This window comes from Mobilitalea sibirica, assembly GCF_015999265.1.
Taxonomy (GTDB): Bacteria; Bacillota; Clostridia; order Lachnospirales; family Lachnospiraceae; genus Mobilitalea; species Mobilitalea sibirica.
Window position 1 is genome coordinate 1 of the sequence record NZ_JAEAGR010000009.1, and the last position, 18,985, is coordinate 18,985.

The window sequence follows — 18,985 nt, forward strand, 5'->3', positions numbered from 1 at the left end:
TATAAATCACCTTCTTTCATAGTGTTAGCGAGGCAGTACGAAAGTAGTGGTAGGCGATTTATAAGTGTATTTTATTACAAATAAATATCGGGGTGAAGTACCACCCCAATATTTATTATAGAACCATTATTATTTGTCGTTTGGCTCTTTCTTTTTTATTTCGAATTGTTCATTATTTATAAATCAACATTAATCGGAAGAATGCGAGTAATATATGGTATACCTGCAATAGGCTTGTAAATCTCTATTATATTAAATGATGTAGGAATATCCGGACCTCCATTGACGTAGATAAAAAAACGATACCTTAAATCATCTTGGTGAGCAACTGCAATTGGTTTATAGTTTTGAATATTGGATCCAACGGCCTGTATAAACAGATCGTATTCATACGGGGTGATACCGGTATGATAAATCCATCGATACTGCATAATTACACCTCATAACGAAACATTATTATTATATTCTATGCTTTAAAAAGGCTGCTGATTATAGGTAATCAATAATTGGATATGTTTGATTTGACATATCATGTAATTCATGGTAAGATATTTATAAAATACTTAAAATATTTTAATTAAATTTATTTAATTAAAATATTTTAAGTACATATCGGTAAGGTAGTATATATGCGAAAATATTATAGGTATCATTTGTATTAAAATATGTCGAGAAGCACGAAATAAAAGCAGAATCAGTTAATGTGTAAAACTTTTAGATGATAGGAAAAAGATTAAGGCGTGAATTTGTAAAATAAGGAGATGGCTTATGCTAGAGAAGGAGTTTGAAAAATTATATTATAAATTCAGGGCAAATTATTGTAAGAATTTATTTGCTAAAGTTAACAGTTCAAAAGATGGATTGAGTGCAACAGAATCTTATTGCCTTGAAGTTATTTTTTTACTTGATCATCCGTCTGTACATGAATTTGCAGAATATATTCATATCTCTATGCCTAATGCAACCTATCGTATTAACCAATTAATAAAAAAAGGTTATGTCCGTAAGGATTTGTCTGAAAAAGACAAAAGAGAGTATCATCTTGAAGTGACAGACAAGTTTTTAAAAGAGTATGGAGCAAACACAGAATATAATGCCCGACTTATGAGTGGTATCAAAGAAAAATTCAGTAAGGAAGAAGTTGAAATTTTAGAGAAGTTAATAAAAAAAATAGTTGATGAAATCATGATATAAAAATGATTACATAGATGAATTATGAGTTACAAACAATACGAAATATAAATTTAAATATTAATTTTTAGGATGAGGATTTTTATGATCCTTCTCTGGGAAAGGCTTGGTGTAGTATATGGCAATTAGAATTATAACAGACTCCACATCAGATATCGGTAAAGAACAGGCAAAGCAGATGGATATTACCATTGTACCATTAAAGGTGATCTTTGGAGATAAGGAGTATCGGGAAGGTGTTGAGATTACAATCGACGGTTTTTATGAAAAGCTTGTTAAGGCAGAGAAACTTCCAACAACCTCTCAACCGTCTCCGGATGACTTTTTAAAGTATTTTAATGAAGCAAAAGAAGCCGGTGATAGTGTAATTGTAGTATTAATTTCAAGCAAACTGAGCGGTACAGTACAAAGTGCACTGATTGCTAAGGATATGGTGGATTATGAAGATATTTATGTAGTTGACAGTTATACGACAATTACCGGGCTTCGGATTCTGGTTGAGCAAGCAGTAAAATTAAGGAATGAAGGTATGGCAACATTACAAATTGTTGATACGTTAGAAAAGATGAAGGACAAAATAGTATTACTTGCCATGGTAGATACACTGGAATATCTGCATAAAGGAGGACGTTTATCAAAGTCGTCTGCAATTTTAGGGTCCCTGTTAAAGTTTAAGCCTATTATAACACTTAAGGATGGGGTGATTGGAGTTGTAGGCAAAGAAAGAGGAACAAATAAGGCGATTGCTAAAATAATAGAGTGCATAGAAGAGTTTGGTGCCATTGATCAGACATATCCAATCAATCTCGGATATACGGCGGAGGATAGTCAGTCTGTGTTACTGAGGGACAAGCTTTCAAATGAATATGGAATTAAAGATATGATTATGTATCCGGTCGGCTGTGTGGTAGGAACTCATGTAGGTCCGGGTGCATGTGTCTTAACTTATGTGAAGCAATAATTTGAGTTACATGGATATGAACCAATTTAAGAGCTGTGAGTTACAGGTGATAATATAATGAAAAAAGTATTTTCTGATGTCTGTTTTTACAAAACAAAGACAAAGGAAAATACTTTTTTCTTTGTTTCCAAAACTATGAGTAACTTCCATATATTACATACATATGAACTATATATTACATAAATATTAAATAATACATTGACATATTAACAAATACGTAATATACTATGACTATGACATCTTAGTAACTAATAACTTACATAATGATTTAAGGAGACAGCATAATGAAAAGAAAATTCTTAATTCGCATAGCATCCATATGTTTCGCAGCATTTATGGCATTTGCTCCGGTGAGTGCATCAGCAGCGACTTTAATTAGAAGGGGTTCAAGAGGAACGGAAGTAAAAATGATTCAGATGACTCTAAAAGAGTTAGGCTATTTTACATATCCAAGGGCAACCGGTTATTACGGTAGTATTACAGAGGCTGCAGTGAAACGCTTCCAAAGAGACAATAAAATTTCTCCAGATGGGATTGTAGGAAGGATTACAAGAGGTGCGCTATATGGAAATAAGGATAATTTAATGAAATCAGGAATTACTCTGATGAGTACCTCAAATTCCAACGCCGATAAACAAGGTGCACTGGATTGGTTTTCAAAAGTTCAATATGTTTTTGACAGAGGAATGAATGCCTATGTAACGGATGTTGATACGGGTAAATCGTTCTGGATTAAAAGAACATTTGGTACGAACCATGCCGATGTCGAACCGTTAACGAAAAAAGACTCCAGAATAATTAAAGACATCTGGAATGGTTGGAGCTGGGAGCGTAGGGCTGTAGTAGTGCAGGTTGGTGGATATACCCTGGCAGGAGCATTGTCAGCAATGCCCCATGCAGGCGTGGATTCAGCGCCGGCTGTTAATTATGTGAGCAGACGAAGCGGTGGCTATGGATGGGGAAGAAATCTTGACGCTGTTAAGAATAACGGAGCAGATGGTGTTATTGATCTTCACTTTAAAAACAGTAGAACTCATGGATCCAATCGAAAACAAGCATCCATGCAAAATATGGTTGAAAAAGCAGCCAGATACATAGAAAAGAATTATTAATGAAGAAATATAGTTATATGAATTGAATATTTAAGCAAGAAGCAGTTGACTGAATGAAATACGAAAAGGACTGCTTCTTGTTTTATGTTAATCTAGAAAATAAAAATAAGTAAGTGTTCTGCAATTTATTACACAGGCTTAACAATATAATGCAGTTCAAATCGTTATATCAGTATATGCTGGAGAATTTGTATCATGTATGTTAGAATTTGTATTGGATACATAAAAAATCAGAAGTTAGAAAATGTATAGGGTTTGAAAGGTTAGTTATATTTCGATTGTAATTTATGTTATATCTAGAGAATAATGACAGGAGGATGATATTATGAAAGAGAGGGCTAAAAACCCGATATTACCCGGATTTTATCCGGATCCGTCCATTTGTAGAGTGGAAGACGATTATTATCTGGTAACTTCTACATTTGCTTATTTTCCCGGAGTACCGATATTCCACAGCAAGGACTTAATTCATTGGAAACAGATTGGGAATATATTAGATCGTGAGGAACAGATAAATCTAACTAAAGCAGAGCATTCCGGTGGAATCTTTGCGCCTACCATTCGTTACCATAAGGGTACTTTTTATATGATTACAACCAATGTGAGTCATGGGGGTAATTTTATAGTAACAGCAACAGATCCCGCAGGCCCTTGGTCTAATCCATATTTTATAAAGGGTGCTGAGGGCATTGATCCATCCTTGTTTTTTGATGATGATGGGAAATGTTATTATACCGGAACCAGAGAGCGCCGAGAAGGAGCAAAATACTTTGGGGATAATGAAATCTGGCTTCAAGAACTTGATCTTACTACCATGAGCTTGGTGGGAGAGTCATATGCACTTTGGCATGGAGCGTTAAGAGATGTTGTATGGCCGGAAGGCCCACATTTATATAAAAAGGATGGCAAATATTATTTACTTATTGCAGAAGCCGGTACTGGTCACGAACATGCGGTGACAATCGCTGCTAGTGATAGTTTAACCGAGCCGTTCCAAGGGTGTAAATACAACCCTATACTGACCCATAGACATCTGGGCCAAAACTATCCGATTGTAAATGTTGGTCATGGTGATATGGTAGAAACGCAGTTAGGGGAATGGTACATGGTGGTGCTTGCCTCCCGTATCTATGGAGGGTACTATCGAAATTTAGGAAGAGAAACCTTCCTGGTTCCACTCATATGGGAGCAGGGATGGCCTGTTATTAATCCGGGGATAGGTCTGTTGGAAGATACCGTACAAATACCTGATCTTACTCCTGCGCCAGTAGATGAAATACCGGTTAGAGAAGATTTTGATGGAGAACATCTTCCGTATCGGTTTGTATACCTGCGTAATCCAAACTGGGAAAACTATAGTTTAAGTAAGCGTAAAGGTTATCTTCGTATGAAGCTGGTACCTGAGAAAATTACTGATTTGGTTAGTCCAAGCTATGTAGGAATCCGTCAGACTGGTATGAGTTTTGTTTTCGAAGCAAAGATGGAATTTCAAGCAAAGTTAAGAGATGAAGAGGCTGGAGTTGTATTATTACAAAGTAACCGTTTTCATTACCGTTTTGTTAGTACTATAAAAGATGGAATTAAGGTATTGCAACTGATAAGGTGTTTGAAGGGAGAAGAAGATGTTCTTACCCAGGTTCATAATGAAGATTTAAGCAGGAAACAGGAATTGCTGTGGCTAAGGATAAAAGCGGATAAGCAAGAGCTTTGTTTTACCTATAGTTATGATGGAAAAAACTATCACATCCTTAAAGAAGGTGTTGATGCGCGTTTGTTAAGTACGGATGTGGCAGGAGGCTTTGTGGGAAACACTATGGGCGTCTATTGCTCTTCTAACGGTGTACAAAGTGAGAATTATGCAGATTTTGATTGGGTGGAGTATAGGAATCTCCCTTAAAATAGTGAAGAATACTATTTTAGCTCAAAGAGTTCAAATCAGAAAAGGATGTTTCAAAATAGATAAGCTTATGAGTGTATGACTTACCGTAATGCATTGTTTGGCGGACAGATTTTTGATTATGTATGTCTATAAAGCGAACAAATATGTTCGATTAAGGCATACATAATCGATAATCTGTCTTTCAACCTGTGTGTAAGGTAAGTCATATTCTCATAAGTTTTATTTTGCAACATCCCCGTAACATTTTAATTGTTTTTATTACGTCACAACAACCTAGTCAATTTTAAAGCTGCTAATGGAAGTTTCCAGCTTTAATAACATTAACAATGCTTCCAAAGGAACGGGATTGAATCTCAAGCTCTTCAATTTCTTCAATTGCCAATGATATATCTTTGACAGAACTTACAATAACCTTAGAACCGGAGAAAACATGTTCGGCTGACAGGAATACATTATTGGCTAACGGAAACATACTGATCTGCTATTCGTCAAAAAATTCATGAGTTCCGTCCCAGCCGGTTTTTTTCGAACTTTCATGCCATTTCTTACCCTGTTCTGATGCAACCAATTGCTGGAACATAGGTTCATTTATATTACTAAGAAGTGTTGAGTATCCTATTTTACCGTCCCCAATCAGATAACTTTACATTTTTGATTGTGAAAACGAATTTATCTGATATGATTAAGCTAAAAGTTTATTCATTATGTGACCGATTCCTCCGACGATAGAGATTCTTAAATTCAGTCGGTGTACATTCCTTAAAGTTTTTGAATACCCTATTAAAGGTAGAAATACTCGAAAATCCAGAACGCATTGCAACCTCAGTAATCGACAGATTTGGATTTAAGAGAAGTTTTTCTGCCTCTTTAACACGCCGTTGGTTTAGATAGTCATAAAAAGATATATCCGTGAATTGTTTAAATAGTCTGGAAAAATGGAATTTACTAAAACCTGCTACCCCTGCAATCTTTTCTAATGAAATATCATCAGTGTAATTGTTGTTAATATATTCAAATATCATATTAAACTTTTCGATATATTCTTTTTGCTTGTTTTGTTTTACAGCAGGAAATAAATTCTCCGTATTCATATATTTTCGTCCCATTAAAACAAACATTTGAATAATTAGTGCATAAATTGCGCCTTCTCTTAAGGTGTTTTTACTATTATATTCTTCTGTAATCTGATCAAACAAATCCTGAAGTTGAGGATAAATATCAGGTGCTGAGCTTTCTTTGATTAACCTAGGTTGGTTGAATACCGTTATGATGTTAGAAAACCCTCTTAAATTACTGATTAATGAGAAATCAAACAAAAGAATACGTCGTTCTCCTGTTCTGGGAGCAATTAATTCATGAAGCTCACCGGGAGGGATAATTAAGATATCTCCTTCATTGAGTACGTAAGTGGTTTTACCTATTATTATCGTATATTTATTAATGACTGGCATAATTAACTCGATTGCCGTATGCCAATGGGAAGTATAATTTTCAGGTTCATGGTTTGTGTGTAATAGAATGGACGTATTGTTCTGGTAGTCCACTTTTTCAAAAAAACCATCCATAATTCTCATATTGGTACCATTACCTTTCATGATGTTAATATGTTGAAAAAGTTCTAAATTCTCTTCGATTTCTTTCCTATTAAACAAGGTTTACATTATTGGCAGTTTATACTATAATATATTATAATAATAAAATTATCTATACACATTGCACAAAAAGACATAATCACAAAAATAACGTCATAGAATAGAATGAGATTAGTAAATATTGCTATTTATTAATCAGACAAATTTCATTGTATTTTCTACACAAGTTATAAAAATATCACATCAAAACGACGTCTTTGTTGGTAAATATCATTAGAATAACTATACTAGTATTTTAATACAGACGTTTCAATTTGTAAACCCAAACTATAATAATGAGTATTATATCATCCTTTTTTAACAATTTTAACCTAAGAACAGCAATAGTTGATAGGATTATAGCAATATATGATAAGTCAACATTATAAAAATGAGATAAACTAATATTATGACGTGAAAATCAGGAACATTTAAAAAAAATATATGCAATATGTACAAAGAAGGAAGGAACCTGTTATGTCAGAAAAATCAATTTTTAAGAAGAAAAGCTTTTACATAATTCTTATCCTAATATTAGCGGTTGTAGGTTATGCGATTTATGTAAAGATTATGAATGACCGTTATGAATCAAAGGTAGAAGGAACATTTGTAGAAGCGGCAGAAGCCACAGAGACCACAGAAGATTCCGGTAGGGATGACACCTATTCTCTCTATCTTGATAAGTACAAAGATGCTATAAGACCGGAGAATGAAATAGCAATTGACTTATTTGATTATTCTGCGGGAGAGAATGTAGAAAAATTGGATACATTCGAAGGGGAAGAGCAAGTACTGGTAACAAAGGATGATGGCTACGTAGAGTGGACAGTCAATGTACCTGAAACCGGTTTGTATAATATCTTCCTTAAATATTACCCTATGGAGGGTAGGGGAATTGATGTGGAGAGAGCGCTATTGATTAATGGAAAAATACCTTTTTCCGGCGCAGATAATCTAACCTTCTCCAGAATATGGGCAGATGGCCTGTTCCATGACGGTGTAGAAAAGAAACAAGATAATCGAGGTAATGATATACGCCCGCCCCAGATAGAAGCTCCCAGATGGGAAGGTGTCTATCTGAAGGATTATGAGGGCTATTTTGTAGAGCCTTATCTTTTCTATTTTGAAAAGGGTGAAAATACAATTCGCCTGAATGCAATCAGTGAACCGGCAGCGATAAGTGAGCTGATCATCGGTCAACAGGAAAAGCTTAAAAGTTACGAGGAATATAAAACATCCATAGATACAAGCAAATTTCAAAATTCGGATTTAGAGTTTACGCTGAAAAAGCAAGGAGAAGATGCGGAGTTTCGTTCTTCACCAACACTTTATGCTATCTTTGATAGGGCATCCTCCAATACAGAACCTTACAGTGCCGCTAAGATTAAATTAAATGCAATCGGTGGCGATGCATGGAGAGTCTCCGGTCAGTGGATTGAATGGGAATTTGAAGTGCCTGAAGACGGACTTTATAACATTTCATTTAAAGCAAGACAGAACTACAATCGTGGTATGGTATCTGCCCGTAGACTTACTATTGACGGAGAGGTACCGTTCGAAGAAGCCTCTGATGTGGAGTTCAAATACAGCACAGGATGGGAACTTACCATGCTTTCTGATGTAAATGGAAAACCTGCTCAGATACCGTTAACCAAAGGTAAGCATACGATCCGTCTTGAAGTTACTCTGGGAGATTTGGGTAATATTTTAAATCAGATCAAAGACAGTGTATACCGTTTGAATGGAATGTATCGCCAAATTCTTGTACTGACAGGAGCAAAACCCGATCCTTATAGAGATTATCAGATAGATAAAAGATATCCGCATGTAATGGAAGCCATGCAAAAAGAAATTTTAATACTTGAAGACATTGTAGATCAGATGACAGAATATACCGGACAGAAGGGTTCTGAGACGGCGGTTGCAGGTAACTTGGCAGAGCAGTTAAGAAGATTTGTGAATAACCCTGATGTAATTCCCAGAACCATGGAGAATTTCAAGCAAAACATCAGTTCCTTAGGAACTACAGTATTAAACTTAAGTAATTCACAACTTGATATAGATTATCTATATGTTAGCGCAGATGGTGCTAAACTTCCTAAAGTGGAAGAGAATTTCTTCGGTAAAGCGGCCCATGAAATAAGATCCTTTGCGGCTTCTTTCTTTGAGGATTACAGTACCATCGGAAGTACTTATGAGGGTGAGGATCAGGAAGTTAAAATAATCGATGTATGGTTGCTTTCCGGTCGTGATCAATCAACGATACTTAAAAACATGATTGATGAAATCTTTACGCCCAATACCGGAATCTATGTCAATGTAAAACTGATTGATATGAACACCCTGCTTCCTGCGGTAGTGGCAGGAACCGGCCCGGACGTGGCGCTTACGGTTAATAACAATATTCCTGTAGATTATGCACTTAGAAACGCATCCGTGGACTTAACACAATTTGACGACTTTGAAGAAGTTGCTTCTGAGTATCATCCTGAGGCATTTGTACCTTATAAATTCCAGGGAGGTATCTATGGTATCCCTGAGACACTTAACTTTAATGTAATGTTCTATCGTAAGGATATACTGGAAAATGATCTTGGAATGAATATTCCGGAGGACCTTCCTCAGACCTGGGATGATGTAATTGAGCTTTTACCGGTGCTGCAAAAGAACAACATGCAATTTGCATTACCTTCTACGGAAAGAGAAATTAACGGTATGAAGAATCCGGATTATTCTGCAATGCTTGCTTTCCTTTATCAAAACGGCGGACAATTGTATGCTGATGACCAAACCAGAACTATGTTGGATAATGAAAAATCTGTTGCAGCATTCGAGTTATATACGATGTTCTATACCCATTATGGTATCCCTCAAAAATTTGACTTCGTTAACCGTTTCCGTACCGGTGAGATGCCGATTGGTGTCGCTGATTATATGTGGTTTAATACCTTAAGTGTATTTGCACCGGAGATCAGAGGACTTTGGGACTTCGCTCTCGTTCCCGGCACGGTAAAAGAAGATGGTACCATTGATAGGACCGTTGCTACCTGGGGCCAGGCTTCCGTAATGCTTGAAGGAGCAGAAGACAAAGAAGCATGTTGGGAATTCCTAAAATGGTGGTCCGCAGCGGAAACTAAGGTTCGATTTGCCAGAGAGCTAGAAAGTATCATGGGTGCAGCGGCCAGATATGCAACTGCCAATAATGAAACCTTTGAAGAACTGGCATGGAGTCATGATGAAGCAAATATTATCAGAGAGCAGTGGAAATGGATTAAAGGTAATCCTGAAGTGGCCGGAGGATATTATACGTTCCGACACATGATTAATGCGTTTAGAAAGGTTACCTATGATAAAGAAGATCCAAGGGAGACATTGCTTGACTATACCCGTACCATCAATGATGAGATACGATATAAACGTAAGGAACTGGGCTTGGACGAGTAACATGCATTTTAGGAAGAGAGGAAGGTTTTGATGAGTTCAAATTTTGATAAATGGAAAGAAAAAAAGAAAAGAGAAGCCGCATATACCCTAAAGAGCATGTGGAAAAGTAGGGTACAGTATGCATTTTTAGCGCCCTTCGCAATCTTGTTCATCGTGTTTTATATAGCGCCGGTTATTATCTCAATCTTTTTCAGCTTTACTTATTATAATATATTGGAGCCTGCAAAGTTTATCGGCTTAACGAATTATACCAAATTAATACTGGCAGATGATATATTTTTAATCTCGGTTCAAAATACATTCTTACTGGCAGTTATTACAGGACCTCTGGGTTATATCATGGCATTCTTATTTGCATGGCTAATCCATGAGACGCCTAAGCTTTTAAGGTCAATACTTGTATTAATTTTCTATGCACCTTCCATTGCATTTAATATGTATATGATCTTTGGTACCTTCTTTAGTAGTGATGCTTATGGATGGGCAAACGCATTGTTAATAGACTGGGGATTTATCAATGCACCAATTTTATGGTTAACGGATCCGAAATATATGATGACGGTTATCATCATCGTAGCTCTATGGATGAGTTTGGGTAGTGGTTTCTTATCCTTTATTGCCGGACTTCAAACCGTTGGTGTGGATCAGTATGAAGCCGGTTATGTGGATGGTATTAAGAACCGTTGGCAGGAACTATGGTTCATTACCCTGCCAAATATGAAACCTATGCTTTTGTTCGGTGCGGTTATGGCAATCATGCAATCCTTTAGCTTCGGTGAAGTGGCCAATATGCTATGTGGTAATCCAAGTACGGATTACAAGGCAAGTACGGTAGTAACCCACTTGATGGATTACGGTTCCTTCCGTTTTGATATGGGCTATGCGTCAGCAATTGCTACTATTTTATTCTTAGCGATGATATTCACTAAGAAAGGTGTAAATGCCATGTTGGACAAAGTAGGAACTTGATACTTCTTTCAGGTTAAAGTATAAGTAAGGGAGATAAGATTTATTATGAAATTATTAAAAAAAAGAAAACCGAATCGGTCAAGAGCCGGGGACTTTGCGGTTTACATCGTTCTGGCATTGTTTGGATGGTTCTTTGTTTTGCCCTTGATATTTGCAATTAATGCATCACTCAAGCCGTTAGATGAGATTTTTCTTTTTCCACCGAGGCTATGGGTGCAGAAACCCACGTTTGATAATTTTGCCGACCTGTTTGTTTTAATGGGAAAAACCTGGGTTCCGTTTTCCAGATATATCTTTAATACCGTATTTATTACGGTAGTGGGCACTTTGGGCCATATATGGATTGCTTCCATGGCGGCATATGTTCTTTCCAAATATCGTTTTCCGGGAAGCAGAGCATTCTTTGCAATTGTAGTAACTGCCTTAATGTTTGCTCCACAGGTTTTGAACATTCCTCTTTATCTGGTTATGACAAAGCTGGGTTGGGTCGATAACGTTCTGGCTATCATTGTCCCGGCATTCGCTATGCCTATGGGATTGTTCCTTATGAAACAGTTTATGGAACAGATACCGGATGTTTTAATTGAAGCTGCTAAGGTAGACGGAGCTAAGGAGGCACGTATTTACTTCCAGATTATTATGCCTTTGGTGAAACCGGCTTCCTTGACATTAGCTATCTTCTCAATTATAAGACTATGGAATGAAAGAGCATCCAACTTTATCTATGCAGAAGAACTTAAGACCTTGCCCTATGCCTTACAGCAGATTATCAGTGGTGGCTCCATTGCAAGAGCAGGTGTTGGTGCAGCGGTATCTATGTTCATCATGGTGTTTCCTCTGTTGTTCTTTATCTTTGCACAGAGTAACGTAATCGAAACTATGGCAAGTTCAGGAATTAAGGAATGAGGTGATTATATTATGAAAAGAAAAAGTAAAGTTTTAGCAGGTCTTTTATTGTTAATCACCGCATTAACTCCAGTGGTTAGTGTATCCGCAGACGCATCCTTTTATACCTATAATTATGATGTATATGATGTGGAACTTCCATCTCCGGATGCCTACACTGCGCAAGATCTTTTGCTTGGAACATATTTAGGAATCGGTGATTTCAGAAATCCGAAGGGCTTATTTGTCCGGGGGGAAACCATATATGTTGTTGACACCGGAAACAATCGGATCGTTGTAGCAGATAAAAATTTTAATCTGATAGATGAAATTACAAGCGTGAATTTAGACGGTGAAGAAAGTACTTTTTTAAATCCCCAGGATATTTTTGTTGCGGAAAACGGTGATTTATATATCTGTGATACCGACAACAACAGAGTTCTTCATACGGATAAGAACAAAAATGTAATCAAAGTTTATACCAAGCCCAATGATGAAAACTTCAGCGCAGATCAAACATTTATTCCGTTAAAAGCTGTGGCTGATAATACCGGAAGGTTATATCTGTTAGCGGGTAATGTAAATAAAGGTTTTCTTGAATTCGATAAGGATGGCGGTTTTACAGGTTATGTAGGTGCAAATAAAGTAAAAGCCAGCTTCTTCCAAGTAATTCAGAAAAGATTAATGACGAAAGAACAAAGAGCGAGAATGATACTGTTCGTTCCGACGGAGTACAGTAACCTTGCTATCGATCAAGAAAACTTCCTTTATGCTACTACAACAACCTTTACACCGGGAGATTTAGCCAACAATCCTGATCGTGTAAATCCTATTCGTAAGATTAATTCTCTTGGCGATGATGTTTTAGTTAAAAACGGTTACTATCATCCGATTGGGGATATGCAGTGGGGTTCAGGCGGAGATATCGTTGGACCATCCAGACTGGAGGATATCACTGCTCTCGATAATGATACTTATTTTGCCCTTGACCGTGTAAGAGGTAGAATCTTCGGATATGACTTCCAGGGTAATATGCTTTATGCCTTTGGTGGAGTTGGTAATAAGATGGGATATTTCCAATATCCGGTGGCGATAGATCATATGGGAACAGATCTTCTGGTTCTTGATAACAGAGCAGGATCTGTAACCAGATTTACCTTAACGGAATACGGAAGGCTGATTAATGATGGTCTGGCTGACTACAAAGTAGGACGATATGAAGAATCTGCTGAGTCCTTTAGAAAAGTATTGGAGCTCAACGGTAACTACGATCTCGCTTATATAGGCATAGGCCGGGCTCTTCTACGTCAGGGTGAATACGATGAAGCGATGAAATACTTCAAGAGCAAAAGAGATTGGGATAGTTACTCCAAAGCGTTTCAGCAGTACAGAAAGCAATGGGTAGAGGCGAATATCGAGTATCTGATTGCTGGTTTTTTCGTTATTATTCTTTTACCTAAGGTAGTAAAAGGAGTTAGAAAACTTACAAAAGGGGGTGCCCAGAAATAATGAGTATAAAGACAGCATTTCAAAAAGATAAATTAATGCATCTGGGAAAGACCCTTAGATACAGCACTTATTTAATATTCAGGCCTTTTGACGGCTTCTGGGATTTAACTCATGAAAAACGAGGATCCATGGGTGCTGCCAATGTAATTTTGGCCTTAGTAGTATTAACACAGGTTTGGCAATGGACCTATTCCGGATTTTTGTTTTATTCACCGCAATGGGAATATTTCAACCTGTTTATGCAGGTTTTACCGTTTGTAGTTCTATTCCTAATTTGGTGTATTGCGAACTGGAGTCTGACTACATTGATGGATGGAAAGGGTAAGCTCAGTCAGATTTATATGGCGACTGCTTATGCTATGACACCTTACGTGTTAATCAATATACCTTTAATTGGATTATCTCATCTGATTACCTGGGAAGAAAATGCTTATTATTATGTAGCTAAGAATTTCTCAATGATCTGGTGTGTAATTTTAATTCTTTGTGCAATGATGATGATTCATGACTATACCCTTGGTAAAGCGATTTTTTCTAGCTTAGTAACAATTGTTGCTATGATGATTATTATCTTTCTAATCGTTATGTTTTTCAGTTTGATTACGCAAAGCTTCGGTTACTTTATATCTCTATATAAAGAGATTACATTCAGACTCTATTAACGAAATACATAGAAAGGAGGAGATTGAACGAAATGAAAAATAGAAAGTTACTTCTGTTGCTAATGTTAATCGGCCTCTTGCTATCTGTAGTGTCTGCATGTAGTAAGGAAGCAGTAGAAGAAGAAATTGAGATTTATTCCTATGATACTTTGGATGAAGAAGAGATTGTGTTTGAAAACGATGAACTGGAATTTCATTTTATTCCGGAGACAACTCATTTTTACGTGGTGAAAAAGAGCACAGGTTACACCTGGTATTCTAATCCTCAAGATGCGGACAGTGATACAATTGCAACCGGAATGTCTAAGAAAGATTTAAATGCTACAATCTCCATTAAATACAATACAGAATCCGGTAGCGCGACTCAGATGAATAATTATGCTTCCAGTATTGAAAAAGGTAACTTTACCTATGAGAAACTGGAGAACGGTGTTAAAGTAAATTATACAATTGCCGATATTGAAAAGTCTTATATATTCCCTGCAGCAGTACCGGAATCCCGCTTTAACGAATTCTTTGAAAAGATGGATAAATCAACCCAGTCACAGGTGTTGATGAGCTATCAGGTTTATGACATCAATAAACCTAGGCCCAGTGATAATAAAGAGGAATTATTAGAACTATATCCGGATTATGCAAATGAACCGGTTTATGTACTTCGTGAGGGTACGCAGGAGTATTTGAAGCAGAGAACCGAAGAATTCTTTGCTGCTGCGGGCTATACACAAGAGGATTATGAAATTGATGCCGCCCGTTATAATGTTACTTCCTCCCATGACAAACCGATCTTTAATATCTCGGTAATTTATGAACTTCAAGAGGATGGTCTTGTCGTATCCGTACCTTTGAATGAAGTAGACTATAAAGAAACCCATCCAATTGTTGAACTTAGGGTTTTGGCTTACTTTGGTGCCGGTGGTTTAAATGATGAAGGATTTATCTTAGTTCCGGACGGTTCCGGTGGTATTATAAACTTTAATAATAAGAAGCAATCCCAAAGTTATTATGCCAGTGATGTTTATGGATGGGATTATGGTATGTACCGAGATGCTATAATAGATGAAACCAGAGCGAATATGCCGTTGTTTGGTATCAGTAATAAGGAAGCCTCCTTCCTGTGTGTGTTAGAGAAGGGTAGCTCCTATGCTTTCATAGAAGCAGATGTAAGCGGTAGAATGAACAGCTATAATAATGCAGCTGCAAACTACTATATGATTCGTAGCGCATTAATGGATATCTCTGCAAAATCCGATAAAACAGTTCGTATGTTCCAGGAAGAACTGCCGGATGAGGTATTATCCCAAAGATATATCTTTATAGACGGTAACGATTATCCTGAAATGGCAACCGTATATCGCGATTATCTAATGAAGAATAATTCCGAACTGGTTAAGAAAACAGAGACCGATCTTCCGGTTGCAGTAGAACTCATTGGAGCTATTGACAGAACAAAGCATTTTATTGGTATACCGACAAGACAACCCTATGAGCTTACTTCTTATAAAGAAGCATTAGAGATTACAAAGGAATTGGTTGGTATCGGAATTACAGATTTAAATGTTAAGTACAATGGCTGGTTTAATGAAGGTGTAATGCATAGTGCACCGAATAAAGTTAAGTTCGTTGATGAGTTAGGTAAGAAAAAGGATTTTAACAATCTGGTTACCTATGCGAATGATAACGGAGTAAACTTATACTTGGATTCAAACTTCCAGTTTGTATATAATAATTCTACTTTTGATAATTTTATAGCAATTAGAGATGCAGCGAAATACGTTAATCGTAAAATAACTGAATTAAAGCCGTTTAACCCTATATGGTTTGGTGAAAGAGATAACTGGTACACCTATCATTTGGCAAAGCCTGACTACTATCTAAAGAATATGGATGCCTATGCGAAGGAAATTTCTGATCTTGGTGTAAAGAATATTTCCTTTGGAGATATTGGTAAAGACTTAGGTTCTGATTATAATCCAAAATCTCTGGTGAGCAGGGAAGAAACGCTAAATCTGCAGGTTCAAAAACTTTCCGAACTTTCCGGCAAGGGTTATAATATGATGATAAATTCCGGTAATATCTATGCTGTTCCCTATGTAGATTTTATTGTCGATGTCAATCTTGCAACGAAAGGTTATAACATCATTGATGAAGAAGTGCCTTTCTATGAAATTGCATTACATGGTCTTGTATCTTATGCAGGAGAACCGGTGAACCTTGCAGAAGATTATGAGAAAAATCTGCTTAAGACTGCAGAGACCGGTGCTGGTCTATACTTTGTATTTATGGGAGCTGATGCGTTTGAGCTTCAGGATAGTAGATATACCAAGTACTTCTCCTCCGAATACGCATTATGGTCCGAAAAATCAGCCCAGTTGTATAAGAAGATGAAAAAAGACTTCGGACATCTGTATAACCAATATATTACGGATCACCAAAAGCTTGCCAAAGGTGTTTACATGACTCAGTATGAGGATGGAACACAGGTAATTGTTAATTACAATGAAAGTGCTTACAGCCATAACGGCAATGAGGTTCCGGCTAAGGACTATGTTGTGGAAGGAGGTAAGCAGTAATGAAGAAAGAAAAGAAACATAAAAAGCCTAAGAGTATGGCATATAGAAATGCAGTTACAGGGTACTTATTTACATTACCGTTTATCATTGGTTTTATCATGTTCCTTTTGGTACCGATGTTTCAATCTTTAAGAATGGCATTCAGTGATGTTGTTTTTCAAGATGGTATTACTTATGATTTTATTGGACTTGATAATTTTAAATATGCATTTACGGTAGACCCTGATTTTTATCCGAATATGATTGCTGAGTTAATCCAGATGGCGTACTCCGTACCTTCTATTATTATCTTCAGCTTTTTCATTGCTATCGTTCTAAATCAGCAGTTTAAGGGAAGAGGTTTAGTTCGTGCGATATTCTTCCTACCGGTTATTCTCTCTTCCGGTGTATTGGTTGGTTTAGAAACAAACAACTCCCTGATGGCAGGACTGAAGGATGTTATAGCAGAAACATCAAACTTGACAAGTATCACAGATACGGTTAAGAAAATGATATTACCGGAGGGTGTAACTATTGGACCGATTATGTATGTATTTGATGCGGTTGATCAGGTATATGATATAGCCATAGCTTCCGGTATCCAGATCATAATTTTCTTGTCCGGTCTGCAGACGATATCACCAAGTATGTTTGAAGCAGCAAAAATTGAGGGTGCAACCGCATGGGAAACCTTCTGGAAAATTACTTTTCCTATGATAAGTTCCTTAATTCTGGTAAATGTTATATATTCCATTATTGACTTCTTCTTAAAGACAGATAATGAGGTAATGGATCTGATTAAGCAAACCATGGTAAGTAAGGTAGAATACGGCCTCAGTTCAGCTATGGCATGGACATATTTTGCAGTAGTAGCTGTAATTATTGGAGTCGTATCAGCGATTATATCAAAGAAGGTATACTATTATGAATAAAATATTAAACAAATCGAAAATAAAAAGAAAAGAAAAAAATGAGTCTTTCCACAATGTCCGGGAAAGAAACAAGTTATCCAACGGTTATTTTATGAAACGTAAAATTGGAAACGGTATTTTCAAGTTTGCAAGAGGAGTTATGCTGTTTGGCTTGTGTTTCCTGATTCTTCAGCCGTTGCTTAGTAAAATATCCGTAAGCTTCATGCTTGAGAGAGATTTATATGATGCTACTATTATCAATATACCCAGAAATTTTACAACTAGTAACTACGAACGGGCCAGCATGTTGATGAATTACCCTAGATCAATTGTTTCTACTCTATGGGTATCCTTAGTTGTTGCTCTGGTACAGGTGGCTTCCACAACATTGGTCGCTTATGGGTTTGCAAGGTACAAATTCCCGGGTAAGAATTTATTATTTGGGGCGGTCATTTTATCAATCGTTATTCCTCCCCAGACAATTTTAACAGCGCTATATCTTAACTTTAGATATTTTGATTTCTTTGGCATCATCAGCTTGTTTGGTGGAAAACCGGTAAACTTGTTAAATTCCATATGGCCATATATTATGGTTAGTGCCGGTGCAATGGGCCTTAAGAACGGTTTATATATCTTTATGTTAAGGCAGTATTTTAGAGGTATACCGAAGGAATTAGAGGAGGCTGCTTATGTAGATGGCTGCGGCAAGTTAAAGACATTCCTTGTTATTATGTTACCGGATGCTAGACCGATGTTAACCTCCATCTTTTTATTCTCCTATGTATGGCAGTGGACAGATACCTTCTACTCCTCCTTATTCCTGCGTAAATTCGGGTTATTATCAAATGCAGTATCAGGTTTAGGTGATGGACTTACAACTTATATTCAAAACATTAGTAACAGAACAGAATTACCTTCCATTGCATATCAACAAGCAATTATATCCACCGGTATGCTCATGGTAATTGCACCGCTTTTAATTATTTATCTTGTAGCGCAAAAGGGCTTTGTTGAGAGTTTGGCCCAAGCAGGTATAAAAATGTAAATTATAACCGCATAGATAATTAAGTTTTATTTAATAAAAATATACATTCCACACATAAAGCTAGTGCGCGTTTGGAATGTATAAACTAAATTCAACCGTCATAAGGCGGTTGAATTTAACCGTAAATAAAGGATGAAATGTACAAGAAATGTAGATGAAGTGATTGTTGAATGATAGACAAAGTAAAACAGGTTTACCAATAATTGTTTGACC

At 36.7% G+C, this 18,985-nt stretch carries 15 protein-coding genes; 12 read left to right on the top strand and 3 right to left on the bottom strand.

The genetic code is table 11. From position 1 onward, the window contains the following. Window positions 1-176: 176 nt before the first annotated feature. A complete protein-coding gene (locus tag I5677_RS09490) occupies window positions 177-431 on the bottom strand; it encodes a hypothetical protein (RefSeq protein WP_197661352.1) in 255 nt (84 codons plus the stop codon). A gap of 337 nt (window positions 432-768) precedes the next feature. On the opposite strand from I5677_RS09490, the gene I5677_RS09495 reads away from it, so the two are divergent. From I5677_RS09495 to I5677_RS09510, 4 genes are all read left to right on the top strand, one after another. Continuing rightward, window positions 769-1,194: a MarR family winged helix-turn-helix transcriptional regulator gene (locus tag I5677_RS09495; protein ID WP_197661353.1), complete on the top strand. Its 426-nt coding sequence runs from the start codon at window positions 769-771 to the stop codon at window positions 1,192-1,194. A gap of 115 nt (window positions 1,195-1,309) precedes the next feature. Continuing rightward, complete coding sequence (locus tag I5677_RS09500; RefSeq protein WP_197661354.1) at window positions 1,310-2,152, top strand: DegV family protein; 843 nt, start codon at window positions 1,310-1,312, stop codon at window positions 2,150-2,152. A gap of 284 nt (window positions 2,153-2,436) precedes the next feature. Continuing rightward, window positions 2,437-3,264 carry a peptidoglycan-binding domain-containing protein gene (locus I5677_RS09505; RefSeq protein ID WP_197661355.1) on the top strand — a complete coding sequence of 276 codons (828 nt, stop codon included), beginning with the start codon at window positions 2,437-2,439 and terminating at the stop codon, window positions 3,262-3,264. A gap of 325 nt (window positions 3,265-3,589) precedes the next feature. After that, window positions 3,590-5,161 carry a glycoside hydrolase family 43 protein gene (locus tag I5677_RS09510; protein WP_197661356.1) on the top strand — a complete coding sequence of 524 codons (1,572 nt, stop codon included), beginning with the start codon at window positions 3,590-3,592 and terminating at the stop codon, window positions 5,159-5,161. 295 nt (window positions 5,162-5,456) lie between these two features. Here the strand turns inward: I5677_RS09510 and I5677_RS09515 are convergent, their stop codons facing one another. Together I5677_RS09515 and I5677_RS09520 are read right to left on the bottom strand one after the other, a co-directional pair. Beyond that, entirely contained in the window at window positions 5,457-5,636 is a 180-nt protein-coding gene (locus I5677_RS09515; protein ID WP_197661357.1) for a hypothetical protein, read from the bottom strand. Window positions 5,637-5,859: 223 nt separating this feature from the next. Beyond that, window positions 5,860-6,816, bottom strand: coding sequence for an AraC family transcriptional regulator (locus tag I5677_RS09520; RefSeq protein WP_197661358.1), 957 nt, complete (start codon window positions 6,814-6,816; stop codon window positions 5,860-5,862). Between the two features lie 456 nt (window positions 6,817-7,272). Between I5677_RS09520 and I5677_RS09525 the strand changes: the two genes are divergently transcribed. Genes I5677_RS09525 through I5677_RS09560 form a run of 8 tightly spaced genes read left to right on the top strand, consistent with a single transcriptional unit; the run spans window position 7,273 to window position 18,772 of the window. Then, a complete protein-coding gene (locus tag I5677_RS09525) occupies window positions 7,273-10,239 on the top strand; it encodes an extracellular solute-binding protein (RefSeq protein WP_197661359.1) in 2,967 nt (988 codons plus the stop codon). 30 nt (window positions 10,240-10,269) lie between these two features. Next, the gene (locus I5677_RS09530) at window positions 10,270-11,208 is read left to right on the top strand and encodes a carbohydrate ABC transporter permease (protein ID WP_197661360.1); all 939 of its coding nucleotides are present in this window, start codon (window positions 10,270-10,272) and stop codon (window positions 11,206-11,208) included. A 45-nt stretch (window positions 11,209-11,253) separates the two neighbouring features. Then, a complete protein-coding gene (locus tag I5677_RS09535) occupies window positions 11,254-12,114 on the top strand; it encodes a carbohydrate ABC transporter permease (RefSeq protein ID WP_197661361.1) in 861 nt (286 codons plus the stop codon). A 12-nt stretch (window positions 12,115-12,126) separates the two neighbouring features. Further along, window positions 12,127-13,602: a tetratricopeptide repeat protein gene (locus I5677_RS09540; protein WP_197661362.1), complete on the top strand. Its 1,476-nt coding sequence runs from the start codon at window positions 12,127-12,129 to the stop codon at window positions 13,600-13,602. Continuing rightward, on the top strand, window positions 13,602-14,264 hold the full coding sequence (locus tag I5677_RS09545; RefSeq protein ID WP_197661363.1) for a YIP1 family protein: 663 nt from the start codon (window positions 13,602-13,604) through the stop codon (window positions 14,262-14,264). The genes I5677_RS09540 and I5677_RS09545 overlap by 1 nt, the downstream gene beginning before the upstream one ends. Window positions 14,265-14,296: 32 nt before the next feature. Beyond that, the gene (locus tag I5677_RS09550) at window positions 14,297-16,837 is read left to right on the top strand and encodes a DUF5696 domain-containing protein (protein WP_197661364.1); all 2,541 of its coding nucleotides are present in this window, start codon (window positions 14,297-14,299) and stop codon (window positions 16,835-16,837) included. Beyond that, a complete protein-coding gene (locus I5677_RS09555; RefSeq protein WP_197661365.1) occupies window positions 16,837-17,748 on the top strand; it encodes a carbohydrate ABC transporter permease in 912 nt (303 codons plus the stop codon). Before I5677_RS09550 ends, I5677_RS09555 begins: the two co-directional genes overlap by 1 nt. Further along, window positions 17,741-18,772 carry a carbohydrate ABC transporter permease gene (locus I5677_RS09560; RefSeq protein WP_197661366.1) on the top strand — a complete coding sequence of 344 codons (1,032 nt, stop codon included), beginning with the start codon at window positions 17,741-17,743 and terminating at the stop codon, window positions 18,770-18,772. Before I5677_RS09555 ends, I5677_RS09560 begins: the two co-directional genes overlap by 8 nt. Window positions 18,773-18,985: the final 213 nt, after the last annotated feature.

Bases quoted from the DNA above. Each gene is read 5' to 3' on its own strand.
- I5677_RS09495 (WP_197661353.1), top strand. From the start codon at position 769: ATGCTAGAGAAGGAGTTTGAAAAATTATATTATAAATTCAGGGCAAAT.
- I5677_RS09535 (WP_197661361.1), top strand. From the start codon at position 11,254: ATGAAATTATTAAAAAAAAGAAAACCGAATCGGTCAAGAGCCGGGGAC.
- I5677_RS09545 (WP_197661363.1), top strand. From the start codon at position 13,602: ATGAGTATAAAGACAGCATTTCAAAAAGATAAATTAATGCATCTGGGA.
- I5677_RS09515 (WP_197661357.1), bottom strand. From the start codon at position 5,636: ATGTTTCCGTTAGCCAATAATGTATTCCTGTCAGCCGAACATGTTTTC.
- I5677_RS09540 (WP_197661362.1), top strand. From the start codon at position 12,127: ATGAAAAGAAAAAGTAAAGTTTTAGCAGGTCTTTTATTGTTAATCACC.
- I5677_RS09555 (WP_197661365.1), top strand. From the start codon at position 16,837: ATGAAGAAAGAAAAGAAACATAAAAAGCCTAAGAGTATGGCATATAGA.
- I5677_RS09510 (WP_197661356.1), top strand. From the start codon at position 3,590: ATGAAAGAGAGGGCTAAAAACCCGATATTACCCGGATTTTATCCGGAT.
- I5677_RS09490 (WP_197661352.1), bottom strand. From the start codon at position 431: ATGCAGTATCGATGGATTTATCATACCGGTATCACCCCGTATGAATAC.
- I5677_RS09530 (WP_197661360.1), top strand. From the start codon at position 10,270: ATGAGTTCAAATTTTGATAAATGGAAAGAAAAAAAGAAAAGAGAAGCC.
- I5677_RS09550 (WP_197661364.1), top strand. From the start codon at position 14,297: ATGAAAAATAGAAAGTTACTTCTGTTGCTAATGTTAATCGGCCTCTTG.
- I5677_RS09500 (WP_197661354.1), top strand. From the start codon at position 1,310: ATGGCAATTAGAATTATAACAGACTCCACATCAGATATCGGTAAAGAA.
- I5677_RS09560 (WP_197661366.1), top strand. From the start codon at position 17,741: ATGAATAAAATATTAAACAAATCGAAAATAAAAAGAAAAGAAAAAAAT.
- I5677_RS09525 (WP_197661359.1), top strand. From the start codon at position 7,273: ATGTCAGAAAAATCAATTTTTAAGAAGAAAAGCTTTTACATAATTCTT.
- I5677_RS09505 (WP_197661355.1), top strand. From the start codon at position 2,437: ATGAAAAGAAAATTCTTAATTCGCATAGCATCCATATGTTTCGCAGCA.